Here is a 15,306-nt window from a genome sequence, read left to right as displayed (position 1 = left end):
TTTTTACCTATAATGCTACTGCTCTTATTCGCAGGCAATGCAAGTGCAGCGTCAATGTTTGACGCCGGGGATACGGTAATCATAGACGATATCGTTGAAGACGATGTCTACCTTGCAGGTGATACACTAATAGTAAGTGGCACTGTGCTGGGCGATGTAGTGGCCACCGGTGGCACGGTCCAGATCGACGGGAATATTACCGGCGATCTCATTGTTGCTGCAGGCGATGTGACCATTACAGGCAGCATTGGAGATGATATCAGAGTTGCATGTGGTAATCTCGAACTCAGCGGCCATGTGGGTGACGATCTTCTGGTTACTGCCGGATCAGTGTCAACAACTGAGACCACAACTGTTGGCGGTGACACGACCATAAGAAGTGGAGATGCAGATATTGCAGGAAACTTCGGAGGCCTTTTGGATGTCTCAGCAGGTGAGCTCATGTTCTCCGGTAATGTGGAAGGAGATGCAATACTTGATGCAACTGACCTGACGATCGAACCGGATTCAAGCATAAAAGGTAACCTCGAATACAGTAGTTCCAAAGAAATATCGATCCCTGCCGGGACTGTTGGGGAAGAGATAAAGTCCGAAAGGACAGAACAACGTGAAGACGTATTCGATGGCGATGGCGTGCTAAAAGTGATATCCTTCATCGGCAAGATCGCCTATTACCTCTTCCTGTTCGCTCTCGGTGTAATACTCATCCTGGTCTTCCCGGAAAAGACCGAAGAGATCGTAAAGGACATACAGCAAGAACCCTTCAAGAACATCGCGGTGGGACTTCTCTTACTGATAGGTGCTATAATCGGATCATTCGTCCTGATGATAACGATCATCGGCATCCCAATTGCACTCTTACTGCTATTGCTGCTGTTCATCGTCCTTCTAATTGCAAAGGTATACACTGCAATGTGGCTTGGAGAGATAACCTTCAAAAAAGCAGGTTTCAACTATAACCAGTGGTCTGTACTGGCAGTTGGTCTTTTCCTGCTTCTGATCCTGACAGAACTGCCATTTGTAGGAGGGATCATCAGCCTTCTGGCTACACTGGTAGCTATGGGAAGTATGTACTTTGCATTGAAGTATTAACGCAGGGGACATACTTTCAATTTATTTTATTTTATTTTTGATTATAGCTATTTTAGTTGTTTTAATTTTAATTTTAATTTGAAATTGTCCTATCTATAATCAACTTAAAATTTACATTTTATATTAGCTTAGATAATAACGCATTTAATCTATTTGAGAAAGAATATATACTATTAAGTTTTTTGGTAGGGCGAGAAAATGACTATTTGCTTTCCATCCGATCACCAAAAAATAGAGGATACTGGTTTTCAGCAGGTTGCAAATATTGATCTGATCTCAAAGAACAAAAGGAGATATTTGTTAGTAAGGAGTTGAATGTAAATGTTAAAAAAATATAAAACACAAAATGTACCATCTGTTGAAATTAAAGTTTCCTATGACCCGGAAACAAACAAATGCGAAAAAGCATATAATGTTGTATTCCCAAAGTACACCAGTGCGATATACGACGATTGATACCTTTTCTGCTTTAGATTTCTGAAATGATACCTTATTGGGCTGATGCTTTAACGTCATCTGCCCAAAACTATTTTTTGATTTTTGAAGGTGGGTCTTGTTTAAATGATGATGCCTGCACAAGCAGACAACAGCATCAACATCTTCACTCCACATCCCCATTGATCACTACCATGATCTCCTTGAAGCTTTCAAGTGATGCCTCAATGATCTCATTCACTCAAAGACCAGCACATCATCCGGCGATATCTCCACGATCACGCGTGAAAAACCGATCTCACCTGAAAAACGTGTCGGAACCTCACAGAGCAGGACAAAATCGCTTCGATCAAGTTCTACGGCCACCATTTTACTGCTACCCTTATCGGTAACATCAATGACATTGCCTGCAAAAATATTGCCATCACCGGAAAGCAAATTCTCATCATAAGGTTTCAGGTGTACATTCTCAGGTCGGATCCCGCAGGACACATTTTCAGACCCGGATACACTGGAGCCTGTAATGAACTGCAGACCTCTGCCTTCAATCACAGTTCCTCCGGGAGATCTACCTACAACCTTTCCGTTGTCAAAAATATTGCTGACTCCCACAAGCTCGGCCACGTTCCTGTCAACAGGAGAATAGAAAACATCCCTTGGGCTGCCTGTCTGGTGAACTTTGCCATTATGAAGAACTACCACCCTGTCAGCAAGTGAAAATGCTTCCTCCGGACTGTGGGTGATGAAAAGAACCGGTATCTTTAGCTCCTTCTGGATCGCTTTTATTCTCTCCCTCAGGCGCATCCTGACTACCATATCAAGAGCAGAAAATGGCTCATCCAGTAGCAGTATCTGGGGATTGGGAGCAAGAGCACGGGCAAGGGCGACCCTCTGCTTCTGACCGCCTGATAGCTGGGAAGGATACCTGTCCTCAAGCCCCTCGATGTGCAGAAGACGTAGCATCTCGAACATCCGCTCCTCTTTCTTCTGCATATCCCATCCCTTAAGACCATAGGTGATATTCTTCTTCACATCCATATGCGGGAAAAGGGCATAGTTCTGGAAAACATAGCCGGGACGCCTGTACTGTGGCTGGAGGTTAATTCCCTATATGCTGTCGAAATATGTCTTGTCGTTAACAACAATACTACCATTCTCAGGAGTTTCCAGCCCTGCGATGCATCGAAGTGTCGTAGTCTTACCGGAACCGGAGCGGCCAAAAAGGACAACCAGCTCATCCCCTGTCTCAAAAGCAGCATCGAGTGAGAAGACATCCTCACGACTTCCCTTTTTATTTCGGGACCTGTATTCCTTTGACACACTTACCTTTACACCCATCTGAATACCTCACATGCTCCAGCGGTTTACAAATCTTGCAGTCAGTGCCATGGAAACCAACGAAACAACAACAAGAGTTATTACAAGAATATTTGCCAGTGTATCATTGCCTGACTGGAATGCAGTATAAATAGACAGTGACATCGTATTTGTCTTCCCCGGAATATTGCCTGCAACCATAAGAGTAGCACCGAACTCCCCGACAGCCCTTGCAAAACTCAGCACAATACCTGCAAGTATGCCTTTTTTGGCAAGGGGAAGGGTCACAAAGAGCATTGTTTCAAGTTCACTGTGGCCAAGTGTATAGGCTGCATACTCCAGTTCACGATCCACCGCACTGATCGCAGAAGCCGTTGTCTTAACCATCAGTGGAAGCGAGACAACAAACGCTGCTATCACAGCAGCATGCCATGTAAAAAGCAGTGACCATCCCGTCAGTTCAAATATGGTCTGGCCTATTATTCCGTTCTTGCCCAGCAGGATCACAAGAAGATAACCGGTAACCGTAGGCGGAAGTACCAGTGGAAGTGTCACAAAGATGTCTGCGAGCCATTTCCCCCGAAACTCCCGCCTTGCAAGTGCATAGGAAATGAAAATTCCAAGCACAGCTACAAAAGCAGTGGAAAGTACTGCCACTTTAAGAGTTATCAACAGGGGGATCCAGGCATCTTCAAGCATTAATTCTCATCCGTTACTGTAAAACCATACTTTTCGAATATATCTTTTCCTTCATCTGAAACTACAAAGTCTATAAATTCCTGAGAAGCTTGCTTTTCAGTCGAAGAGGAAACGGTCGCAATAGGATAGCTTATGCTGGTTCTTAACGGGATCTCCGCTACAACTTCGATCTCATCCATATCGGAGTTCATTGCATCGGTCATATAAACAAAACCTGCATCCACTTCTCCGTTCTCGACATAGACCAGTACCTGCTTCACAGTTTCTGCATAAATGAGCTTTTCGCTGACATCATCCCACAGTGAAGCTCCCTCAAGTGCACTTTTTGCATATCTTCCTACCGGTGCAACCTCCGGATCCCCAATGGCTATTTTTGTGACTGACACATCAGCAAGATCATCAAGGGTCATAATATTGTTATCACCATCAATTTCACCGGATGCCGGGACGATCATCACAAGCGAGTTCTCAGCAAAATCATGCCTGGTCCCAGTATCGATCAATTCTCCTGATTCAAGAAGATCCATGTGCTTCTGGGAAGCAGATGCAAAAACATCGATAGGAGCCCCGGCTTCTATCTGCATGCGAAGGGAGCCGGAACCTGCAAAATTAAGGTTCACATCAACATCCGGATTCTGTGCTTCAAATTCCTGTTCGATCTCTGTGAAACTCTCAGTCAGGCTTGCAGCAGCTGAAACTGTGATCTCGGTATTCTCTTCCGCCTGGGATGACGGCATTACTAACATAGCAGCGGCTGCAATCAAGATTACTGCTGCAATAACCATTATCAGATGATTCTTTTCCATAAAATCCCTCATGTCGACCTTAATACACCGTTATGTTTTGGTGAACATAACGGTATGGAATTGGATTATTTATATAAAAGATTATTCCCAAATTTTATTCCCAATCTCGAAAAAAGCATATACATCCGTATTTGGAAATACCGGATCACTATAGCATGGACGATATGGGTAAAGCCTTCTCAAAGAAGAATTCAAGGGCAGGTGCCATTATTGCTTGCTTCCAGTAACTTCCCGTTCATCCCTTGATTTTGGAAGCCTTATATGAACCGTGGTTCCATGGTGTGGTTCACTCTCGATCCAGATCTCACCGGAATGTGCATCAACTATCTCTTTGCAGATGTACAGACCCAGACCGGTCCCTCCATATTTTCTTCTGATGGACGAATCGATCTGGTAGAACTTCCTGAACAGGTTTGGAATTAGCTCTTTGGGAATGCCTATTCCAGTATCACTAACGGTCAGGTGCATGTATCTTTCTTCCTCATATGCACCCAGGGTTATCATGCCACCTGGATGAGTGAACTTGATGGCGTTATCAACTAAATTGTTCAGCATATCGACCACTCGATCTTCATCGGCTTTGATCGCTGGAAGATCAGAAGCTACTTTCTTTTCAATATGCAGATCGTTCGCTTCAACAAGCATGATGGTATCCAGGAAGGTGCTGTTTATTATATCTTCTACAAGTGACTCTTTGAAGTCATATTCAATGATCTCTGCCTGTGCCTTGCTCACGTAAAGCAGGGAATCTATCAGGCGCCTGAGCCTTTCTGAATTACGTAGCACGGTTCCAAGTGATGTTTTCTGCTGGTCGTTGAGCTGTCCCAGGGATTCATCATATACATTCTGGGTATAGCCTTTAATGCTGGTAAGAGGTGTTCTCAGCTCATGGCTGACATTTGACAGGAAAGAATCCTTCATCTGATCCAGCGATTTGAGTTCCTGATTTGCTTCTTCAAGCTCATCTGAATAGGTCTGGAGCGAGTCAAGGATATCATTCAAACCCGATGGTATCTTCCTTAAATCCACTTCCACGTCCGTTTCAGCTCTCCTGCTCAGATCGCCTTTCAGGGCAGAGTTCGAGATATATGCAAAATTGGATACGATATCATTTATCGGACGTGTTATGGACATCGCGACAAGATAAGCTGCACCTGCCATGAAAATAAGTGCAAGCGATGATATGAGGATCAGTTCATTCTGCAAGGCTGTGACATCCGCAAGCATATCATCTTCCGGGATCACCAGAATAAAAGAATAATTTCCAGTACGTACCGGCTCATAGAAGATTATCGAATACTCGCCTGTTGTTGGATCAATGGTCTCAATATGACCTCCCTTTCCGACGATGATGTCGTCAGCCATGCGTGATATCTCTGGATCGTTAAAATCATCAAGTGTCTTTGTCCCGATCCATTCCTTGTGTACAGGATGAGATAGCAGTATACCAGTATTGCTTGTCGTAAAAGCATAGCCGGCTTCAAAAGCAGTTACATTGGAAACGATCTCATCGATGTAGTTGAGTGAGACATCAACACCGCCGATACCAACGAACTCACCTTCCCTCATTATTGGTGCTACATAGCTCGCAATAAGTTCACCCTGATACAGGTATGGTTCTGTAAGTACTTCCTCTTCAAGCTGTTTTGGCAACTGGTAATAATCTAAGGTATCATAGTCAATAAGGGGTTCCACGAACATGGTCCCTCCGATCTTGTTCCAGTAAGGTACAAGGCGGCCTGTGGAATCATATCCTTCAGTATCTGCAAATTCAGCATCTCTTCCGTCAAAAGCATTAGGTTCAAAACCAGTATAGGTACCTATCAGATTGGGATTATCAACAAGGATCTCCCTTAGGAAATCGTTAACTTCATTCCTGTCAGAGGAATTGTAAACGGTCAGTGTGCTTGCGATGGTCCTTGCAATGGCCATGTTCGATTGCATGTCCGAGTTGAACTGGTTTGCATAATTGCTTGCTTTATCTATGGATTTCTTATATGCAAGTTCCTCATACTGGGATGTGCTGGTATTGATAATGATGGCCGTTGTAACAGCCATTACTATAAGGACACTGAATCCGATGTAAAGGATCAGTTTCACTTTTAGAGGCACATCATCCATTTTCATATCGCACACCTTGGCGAAAGCGCATAGATATAATACAAATTATATGAATGAGATCTAATTTACCTTAAATAAGAAACTCAAAGGAAAGAACGAAGTTCCATTATAGAACAATTATACTAACCTCGGTCCCCTAATCCCTAATATTATATTTTAATGATAAACATATAAATGTCTGCCTGTTGCAATCATTTAGCATATTTTTGCATTAAATAATCAAACCTTTTAAATAGAATCATTACTATCAGTAATATTATGCAACTTCCGACTCCTGAGAGACTAAGGCAGAAAAGGATCGAACTGAGCCTTACACAGAGCGGTCTTGCAAAGCGTGCGGGTGTTAGTCAGCCTTTGATAGCCCGTATAGAATCCGGCGATGTTGACCCCCGGCTTTCCACACTCAGGAAAATATTCACCGCTTTTGAGGAAGTTGAAAAGGAAAAGATACTTGCAAAGGACATAATGCACAGTCTTGTGATATTTGTTTCCTCTGAGGATTCCGTAGAATCCGCTGTTAACCTGATGGAAAAACATGGGTTTTCGCAGGTTCCGGTGATCGATAATGGAGTCCCTGTGGGGAGTATCTCCGAGGACACTATCATCAAATACATGGCAGACAGGAAGGCTTCTACCATATCCCAGATGAAGATCAAGGATATGATGGGAGATGCATTCCCGACCGTCTCACCAACTACTGAACTTGATGTGATCTCACACATGCTTGAGCGAAATCCTGCTGTTCTGGTACTCGAAAAAGGAGTTACCACCGGTTTTGTCACAAAGCACGATGTGATCAAGCTTTTGCATGGTTAAACCCAAAAAACGAACGAATATTTGGATATTAAAACAGAAAGTGAATAAATAAAAACTTGGACTGCAAAGTTTTGATAAAACAAAAACATAAAAGAGGTATGGATTGATTCCACACCACTGGCAATTACAGTCACTTCATTTTCTTATTGTTTGCTTGTGCTGGGCTTGCATCTGGCCCTCCTCCCTTATCCATCAGTCTTATGCAATCCCACTGCGATCTTATGATTTCTTCCTGACCACTCGTGGTGTTTAGTGCCGTAAAGCGGACTTCTACTTTCTGCTTATCTTCAGGTAGATCTGCAGAAAGACCAGCGGCGACAAGTTCCGTCATATTAAACTTCAAACTTAAATCCATAAGCCCATCTGGTCCAGGTGTTCCACAGCATGGATATTCTGAATCAGGCACTATAACTGGACCTGCCACATCTTCAAAGCTGTATCTCAGGTATGGAACATATACTAGTTCGAATACTCCTGGTCCAGTTTGTTTATAGAAACCCAACTCGATTGGTTCACTTAAATTAATATCCGTCACATTCAAAAATTCTCCGCCAAGAATAGCGACTGGTAGTACTCCACCTCTATTTATGTTGATTGAATTTGGACATGAACCCGGTTTTACATCGATGTAGTTATGACCCATTGCAGCTGGCATAACAGCCAGTAAAGTCATCATCGCAATCAAAATCACAGTCAATTTTACTATTTTCATAACTGCTGCCCCCTTTTATACTACTTTTATTAGATGCCTTACTAGGATCATCTAATATCAAATAAAAGTTATGTGATTATTAATATATAAACTCTCTGCAAAAATGAAAACAGATGCGCATTATCATAATTATGAGAATTTTGGTATAAAATCCCGAAATGCCCATCAACCGACGGTGCGAAGTAACGTATGAAAGAGATGAACAGTAGTAGAGTCCAGACAGATGCCACTGCAAACCCTATAAAAGTCGAGGAGATATCACCATTCTACATCAGGTAATAACCAGCTCAACGTATAACATCTCTATTTTTTAATAGAATGCATTACTAATTACCAACGTGGACAAGCAAAGTGTTCAAGAACCTTCAACTCCATGAAACCAGTTATATACTAGGTTTACATTAGATACGACATTCATTAATTTATAAAAATACCAGGAGAATTATATGGACCTTGAAGACACATTACTTATGATGCCTGGCCCTGTTCCTGTTGCACCAAAGGTGCTTAGGGCAATGTCAAAACCCATGATCAACCACAGGGGTAAGGAATTTTCTGCAATGTTTGATGACTGTACTGCAATGCTCAAAGAGATCTTCCAGACGCAGAACGATCTCATGATAGTCAGCGGTTCAGGAACAGCTTCAATGGAAGCTGCTATCGGATGCACCATCGATAAGGACGACAAGGTCGTCGCTATCGAGAACGGTAAGTTCGGTGAAAGGTTCAAGGACATCGCAGCCAGATACGGTAAGGTAGTTCCTCTTGAGTTTGAATGGGGACAGTCCGTTGACCTCGGCCTTGTGGAAGAAAAGCTTGCAGAAGGCGCAAAAGCTGTCACAATGGTCCACAACGAAACTTCCGCAGGTATCCGCAATCCTGCAGAAGAAGTAGGAAAGCTTGCAAAGAAGTACGATGCTCTGTTCATAATGGACGGCGTTACCTCCATCGGTGGAGATGATGTTAAGGTCGATGAGTGGGGAGTTGACATCGCTGTAGTAGGTTCCCAGAAATGTGTTGCTGCACCACCAGGACTTTCCATGCTCTCCGTAAGCGAGCGTGCATTTGATGCAATGACCAAGGAAAACCTGCCATACTATCTTGACCTTAAGGCATACAAGAAGAGCGCAGACAAGTCCCAGACACCATACACACCTGCAGTACCACTGTTCTTCGGACTTCAGGAAGCACTGATGATCGTGATGGATGAGGGTATGGAAGCAAGGGCAAAGCGCCAGGCAACCGGTGCTGCTGCTATCCGTGCTGCAATGGACGCTATGGGTATCGAGATGTTCCCACAGCTCAATGAGGTCAGCGGTTACTCTAACACCGTTTCTGCAATGAAAGCACCTGAAGGTGTCAGCGGCAACGATATCAAGGGCGGAATGATGGACAAGGGAATCATCATCGCCGGCGGTCAGAACAGACTCAGCGGCAAGATCTTCAGGATCGGAAGCATGGGCAATGTCGCACCAAAGGACATCATGCTGACAATCCAGGAACTCGAACTTGTACTGAAGAAACTCGGCGTTGTTAATGCGATCGGTGCAGGCACAGAGGCAGCTGCCAGCGTACTTGACACACTTTGAATCACATGAAGACCATAGGCGTAGTAGACACGACCTTTGCACGTTTCAACATGGGACGTGCTGCTGTCGATGAGATCCAGCAGAACGTGTCCGCTAAGATCAAGCGGATCACAGTTCCCGGCGTAAAGGACCTGCCGGTAGCATCCAAGAAACTCATAGAAGAAGAAGGATGCGACATCGTCATAGCCTTAGGCATGCCCGGAGCCAAGGAACAGGATAAGATCTGCGCACATGAAGCTTCAACCGGCATTATACAGGCACAGCTTATGACGAACACCCACATCATAGAGGTGTTCGTTCATGAAGATGAGGCTAAGGACGAAAAGGAACTGGCATTTCTTATGGAAATGCGCTCCCGTGAACATGCCTTGAATGTCGTTAACATGTTGTTCCATCCCGAAAAACTTGTCAAGCAGGCCGGCACTGGCCAGAGGCAAGGGTTTGAGGATGTTGGGACTTTGAGACATTAAAGTAGTTTCTTTATTCTTTTTTTTGATCTATTGAAGGAGAGAGAAATCTCTATAACGAACTGGGATACTCTATGTTCTCAACGAGCAGGAGATCAACGAAAAAGATGGTTTGAATAAATAAAATCGTCGTCATGTTACACTAAATAACTGTCCATGTTGTAACAATGTACTTCGTCAGGACGATAAGTTCTGCAGCCAATGTTCCCTGGTACTTGACCATGAAGCTCTTGAGCATGTGCAGGTTCATGAGAAGATTACACCTCAACTGCTTGAATCTTTGGTTAAGTCTGATTTTGGAAGAGGGGTATTGGGAAAACTGCAATAAATTACAAAAAGTATATGTACAAAAATAATTAGTATGTATTACTAAAAAATACTTGTGCAATGCAATTTTAAACTATAATCATAATTAGTTCGCCAGGAAGACACATAATGATTCAAATTAATGACTTACAGGAAATAGATTTTGAATCTATACCCATTGATCCTTTCTGGAATACTGGAAATGAAAAAGAACTAAAAATGCACAGAATTCATTCTTATCCAGCAAAGTTCCCAGCTTTTATAACTACAAAAGCTCTTGAATATGCAAAAGAAAACTCTCTAAACACAAATCAAGTTGCTGACATATTTTGTGGCTGTGGGACAGTTGCTTTCGAAGCAAAGAGAAATAATATTGATTTTTGGGGATGTGACCTGAACCCAGTCGCTACGATGATAGCCAAAGCAAAAAGTCACAAATATCAGATTGGCAGATTGGATACGTATTATGAAGCTATCGTTTGTGCATATAATAAAATACCTGTTGATAACAAGTGCTATGAGTCAGCCAATGGACGCTTGAAATACTGGTATGATCAAAAAAGTTATGAGGATCTTTTGCGCTTAAAAATAGCAATTAAAGATTCAACGCCTGACAAAAGTAAATATCGTATGTTTTTTTTGTGTGCATTTTCAAATATCCTAAAGCCAACATCCAGGTGGCTTACGAAATCAATAAAACCACAAGTAGATCCACATAAAATCCCCGTTGATGTTCTTCAAGTCTTTATTGAACAATATCGCTTTATGGCAAAAGCAAATGAAGAAAGTGACTTAATCGGAAAGTCATTAGCCGAAGTAGTAACTGGAAACTTGTTAGATCCTACATTGAACAAGCCAAAAGTTGATATGATTATCACAAGTCCTCCCTATGTAACTTCTTATGAATATGCCGATTTGCACCAACTATCAAGTTTGTGGCTTGATTTTGCAGATGATTTCAGGGAACTAAGAGAAGGGTCAATCGGAAGTCGCCACCATGTTTACAATTTCGAACGAGAATTAAAAAAATTGAATAATACTGGTACTAATATTGTTTCTAGATTAGCTGATCAACATAATGGAAAGGCTCGTTCTGTAGCAAAGTATTTTTTGGATATGCAACAAGTTGCAACATCATGTTATTCAATGCTTAATAGTGGTGGTGCAGCACTTTTCGTAATCGGCAACACTGAGTACAAAGGTGTTCGTATCAATAATGCACTTCATCTTGCCGAATCACTTAAAAATTGTGGATTTAGTGAAGTGATTGTTACTAAGCGTAAGATTAGCAACAAAATATTGACTCCTTATCGAGATAGCAAGGGTAGATTTACAAATGATGGTAGTGGACACAAAATATACAGTGAAGAGTTTATTCTAATTGGGAGAAAATAATGTCAGTCGAAACATGTGGGGAAGTCATTGATACAATAGATGTAAAAATAAACTATCGTATCATCGAATTGTTTTCAGGTGGATTGTATTCAAGTCCAAATAAAGCTTTTGAAGAACTCGTGTGCAATTCATATGATGCCTTTGCAGATAAAGTTGCAGTCCATGTTCCTTCCGATTTAAGCGTAGACGGTGCTCACATATGGGTTTGTGACAACGGAGAAAGCATGGATCAGCAGGGTCTAAAAGATCTATGGAATATTGGGAAATCTGCAAAGAGAGAAAATCCAAATTTAGATAAAAAACGATTGCAAATTGGTCGTTTTGGAATAGGAAAATTGGCGACTTATATTTTAGCACGCAAATTGTCATATATTTGTAAAAAGGATGGCAAATTTTTAGCCACTACTATGGACTATTCAGGAATAACGGATGACAAAGAAAAATTACAACTTGATGAAAGAGAAATTAGTGAAGAAGACGTTAAAAATGTACTGGATACATATATTAACAATTCAGCTTCACAAAAAATGCCTTTTGAACTTTTTGGATCAAATGCTGCAGAGGCGTGGACTTTTTCACTTCTTACTGAATTAAAACCCAAAGCATTAGAAATTAAAGAAGGGAGACTTAAATGGATTCTAAGTACGGCGTTGCCTCTTAACCCAGGATTTTCACTTCATTATAATGGAAACAAAGTTCAATCATCAAAAATTAATAAACCAATACGTAAAACGTGGGTTTTGGGAAAAGATGATCACGCAGCAGAAGGATTAGATGTTGCATCGCCAAGAGAGGAAAATGGTGCGTTTTTTGTTGATTTTGATAATTTAAAAGGAGTTTATGGTAAAATCGACCTCTATGAAGATTCCCTTGTAGATGGCAGTAAAGCTTCTGAGTTGGGGCGGAGCCATGGTATATTTTTGATTGTGCGAGATCGTTTAGTAAACTTAGACGATCCTCTTTTGGGAATGAGTGCATTTTCACATGGTCCATTTAATAGATCTAGAATTGAAATACATGCAGATGAGTTAGATGAAAACTTAACTTCTACTCGCGAATCAATTAAAGAATCTTTGCCATTAAATCAATTAAAAGAGTATCTCAAGAAAAAAATCAATAATGAAGTTAAAAAATATCATTTTGATGAACAAAACCGTATTGATCGAGAACAAAGCATTTCATATCGTTTGTCACAAACATCATTAACTCTTTCAAAGAGACCTCTCTATGCTTTTGCAAAGAACTTTTATGATGGAAAAATTATAAACCCATTCCTCATAGAAAAACCACCTTTAGACAAAAAAGTGGCATTATTAAAAAACCTTAAAAGGGAAATGTCAAGTGACGAAACAATTATTAAAGAAATAGAATGGAAGATTCTGGACTCAAGTGATCCAATTGGTAAACTTGACTTAATCACCGGAAAACTCAAGATTAATTTTCTCCATCCTTATATTGCAAATTATAGTGATGCATATCGAGACACATTACCTGTCCAGTTCCTTGTAATAGCTGAAGTTTTGACTGAAGCCCATCTTTATGAACTTGGTATCGATGAATCAAATGTAAATGCAATAATGAAGCGTAGAGACAACACTCTCCGAAAATTATCATTGTCGGATCGTGAAGGAGTCACTGCGGTTGCCCAATTGCTTAAAGATTCGAAGGCAGATTCTACTGGACTTGAAGATGCTGTACATAGAGCATTTCTGTCATTGGGATTTGAGTCAAGAAAGATTGGTGGTAATGGTGAGCCAGATGGGATAGCGAATGCAGTACTTGGATTCTCAAGTAGTGATCAGAATGAAAACTATTCCCTCACTTTCGATGCAAAAAGCACAGGCAAGGATAAAATACAAGCAGGTACGACGAAACTTTCTGCAATAAAAAGGCATCAGACTAGTTATAATGCAGATTTTGCTATCGTGGTTTCGATTAATTACGCAGGTGCAAAAAACCCAGATAGTGCAGTTTCTAAAGAAGCAAAACTACAAAAAGTAACTGTTATCACTATTCCTGATTTGTGCCATTTATTATTACTTTCAGTGCCTAAACAGATTGGTTTATCAAAACTTCGTGATTTGTTTGAAACATGCCATACTCCTGCTGAAGTTTCAGAGTGGATTAACAATGTTGAATCAAAGAAAGTTAATACTGGCCCTATAAAAGAAATACTTGATGTAATTTACGAGATCCAATCTACTGATACAGAACCTCCTGAGATCGGGGTTGTTCGAAGGGAAGTAAATAAGCTAACAGGCCGAAACATTTCAAAGAAAGAACTGCAATCAATAATAGAAAGCCTCAATGTTTTTGTTCCCGGGTTTGTTGAAATCGAAGGAGAAAGAGTAGGTATAAACGGCCATCCGCGCAAGATTCAAACTGTAATAAATCATACCATAGGGAAAATACCCGATGAACTTAGGAGCCTATATGAAGCTACTTATTCTTTCGAAGACTTGTGAATTATCGAAATGGTTAGTTGAATTTTTAATAAATGATAAAAGTACACGCGCTGCCAATTAGAGCAGTAATGTCAAGCTCGATATTCATCTTTTGGATTAAGTAAAAAAGCGGAATGTTAAGAATAAAAAAGGATGCTCATTGTACCTTTCCAGCACCATTAAAATTGATTGAATTGTTTCAATATATGTTGCTGGATTCACACAATAACTGAAAACATCCATGTTTTCATTTGCATCATAGTGGAAGACAAATTGGTAAGTTTCACCGGGTCCAATATAGAAACGATGAGTATCTTCCCACATCGTTACTCCATTATCTTGAAATCGAGCCATATCACAATTTCCAAAAATATATATGTAGTTACAACTGTTTCCACTTATAATTAAAAATTGAAGGGTGGTAATATATGGCAAATAATATTTGGCTATCCAGATTAACGCTAGAATCTGGTGGAAAGGCAGGCGTGTGCTCATTAGACGTTGATAGAAGCCGAGTGAAAAAAGAAGTGAAGGAATACAAAGAAGATGTATTCCCATTGGAGAACGATATCCTTTTTGAAAAAATTGATATGTCGGATTACCAAGAAATTAATTATTCCATCTTAATAAAAGAATTATATGAAGGAAGATTGAGACAAGGTTGGGGATGGAAATTTGAAGGACTAAGCACAGATTTATCAAAAAATGAAGAAGATTGGACAATTAATTTCATAAAACTTCACTTCAGATTATTTGATAAAGATGTGAAATGTAATCGTGCATGTGGAAGATACAAAGTATTACACCAAATGAAGGACATGGTCAAGGGAGATGTAATATTTATTCCACGGATCCCAGATTATGGTTCATTTAGTGTAGCTAAAGTCAAAACAGGCTATTCCTTCGATTCTAACGAAAAGTGGATGAGTTTCTGTCATATTATTGATGTTGATAATATAAGATCATATAAGTATGAAGATCACTTTGAAGGAAAGACATTTAACCCATATAGAAGAGCTGTGAATAAAATTGGAACAACTCATATGAATTATCCCGTTTTGGATGAGTTCTTAAAAGAACATTATTATTGATAATGTTTTAAAATAT

Annotated in this window: 12 protein-coding genes and 1 pseudogene; 8 read left to right on the top strand and 5 right to left on the bottom strand. The window is 40.7% G+C overall.

The features are described 5' to 3' along the window. Positions 1 to 12: 12 nt before the first annotated feature. Positions 13 to 1,092, top strand: coding sequence for a hypothetical protein (locus E7X57_RS07485; RefSeq protein WP_210409047.1), 1,080 nt, complete (start codon positions 13 to 15; stop codon positions 1,090 to 1,092). Positions 1,093 to 1,413: 321 nt separating this feature from the next. Beyond that, the gene (locus E7X57_RS12880; RefSeq protein WP_256369412.1) at positions 1,414 to 1,548 is read left to right on the top strand and encodes a hypothetical protein; all 135 of its coding nucleotides are present in this window, start codon (positions 1,414 to 1,416) and stop codon (positions 1,546 to 1,548) included. A gap of 216 nt (positions 1,549 to 1,764) precedes the next feature. Here the strand turns inward: E7X57_RS12880 and E7X57_RS12960 are convergent. The 4 genes and pseudogenes from E7X57_RS12960 to E7X57_RS07465 form a co-directional block, all read right to left on the bottom strand. Further along, a pseudogene (locus E7X57_RS12960) lies at positions 1,765 to 2,865 on the bottom strand (ABC transporter ATP-binding protein). A gap of 9 nt (positions 2,866 to 2,874) precedes the next feature. Beyond that, positions 2,875 to 3,543: a molybdate ABC transporter permease subunit gene (gene modB, locus E7X57_RS07475; protein WP_135612223.1), complete on the bottom strand. Its 669-nt coding sequence runs from the start codon at positions 3,541 to 3,543 to the stop codon at positions 2,875 to 2,877. Next, positions 3,543 to 4,349 carry a molybdate ABC transporter substrate-binding protein gene (modA, locus tag E7X57_RS07470; RefSeq protein WP_135612221.1) on the bottom strand — a complete coding sequence of 269 codons (807 nt, stop codon included), beginning with the start codon at positions 4,347 to 4,349 and terminating at the stop codon, positions 3,543 to 3,545. Before modA ends, modB begins: the two co-directional genes overlap by 1 nt. A gap of 207 nt (positions 4,350 to 4,556) precedes the next feature. Continuing rightward, the gene (locus E7X57_RS07465; protein WP_244603637.1) at positions 4,557 to 6,476 is read right to left on the bottom strand and encodes an ATP-binding protein; all 1,920 of its coding nucleotides are present in this window, start codon (positions 6,474 to 6,476) and stop codon (positions 4,557 to 4,559) included. Positions 6,477 to 6,728: 252 nt separating this feature from the next. On the opposite strand from E7X57_RS07465, the gene E7X57_RS07460 reads away from it, so the two are divergent. Then, positions 6,729 to 7,286, top strand: coding sequence for a CBS domain-containing protein (locus E7X57_RS07460; protein WP_135612219.1), 558 nt, complete (start codon positions 6,729 to 6,731; stop codon positions 7,284 to 7,286). A 130-nt stretch (positions 7,287 to 7,416) separates the two neighbouring features. Here the strand turns inward: E7X57_RS07460 and E7X57_RS07455 are convergent, their stop codons facing one another. Further along, complete coding sequence (locus E7X57_RS07455) at positions 7,417 to 7,998, bottom strand: hypothetical protein (RefSeq protein ID WP_135612217.1); 582 nt, start codon at positions 7,996 to 7,998, stop codon at positions 7,417 to 7,419. Between the two features lie 446 nt (positions 7,999 to 8,444). On the opposite strand from E7X57_RS07455, the gene E7X57_RS07450 reads away from it, so the two are divergent. The 5 genes from E7X57_RS07450 (at position 8,445) to E7X57_RS07430 (ending at position 15,290) form a co-directional block, all read left to right on the top strand. Continuing rightward, positions 8,445 to 9,587 carry an alanine--glyoxylate aminotransferase family protein gene (locus tag E7X57_RS07450; protein WP_135612215.1) on the top strand — a complete coding sequence of 381 codons (1,143 nt, stop codon included), beginning with the start codon at positions 8,445 to 8,447 and terminating at the stop codon, positions 9,585 to 9,587. Positions 9,588 to 9,592: 5 nt separating this feature from the next. Beyond that, a complete protein-coding gene (gene ribC, locus E7X57_RS07445; RefSeq protein ID WP_135612212.1) occupies positions 9,593 to 10,057 on the top strand; it encodes a riboflavin synthase in 465 nt (154 codons plus the stop codon). Positions 10,058 to 10,489: 432 nt separating this feature from the next. Next, positions 10,490 to 11,755, top strand: coding sequence for a class I SAM-dependent methyltransferase (locus E7X57_RS07440; RefSeq protein ID WP_135612210.1), 1,266 nt, complete (start codon positions 10,490 to 10,492; stop codon positions 11,753 to 11,755). Beyond that, on the top strand, positions 11,755 to 14,220 hold the full coding sequence (locus E7X57_RS07435; protein WP_135612208.1) for an ATP-binding protein: 2,466 nt from the start codon (positions 11,755 to 11,757) through the stop codon (positions 14,218 to 14,220). The genes E7X57_RS07440 and E7X57_RS07435 overlap by 1 nt, the downstream gene beginning before the upstream one ends. A gap of 407 nt (positions 14,221 to 14,627) precedes the next feature. Beyond that, positions 14,628 to 15,290: a hypothetical protein gene (locus E7X57_RS07430; RefSeq protein WP_135612205.1), complete on the top strand. Its 663-nt coding sequence runs from the start codon at positions 14,628 to 14,630 to the stop codon at positions 15,288 to 15,290. The last annotated feature ends 16 nt before the right edge of the window (positions 15,291 to 15,306 follow it).

Origin of the sequence: Methanococcoides sp. AM1 (assembly GCF_900774055.1) — an archaeon.
GTDB lineage: Archaea > Halobacteriota > Methanosarcinia > Methanosarcinales > Methanosarcinaceae > Methanococcoides.
This window is presented reverse-complemented; position numbering and strand designations above follow the sequence as displayed.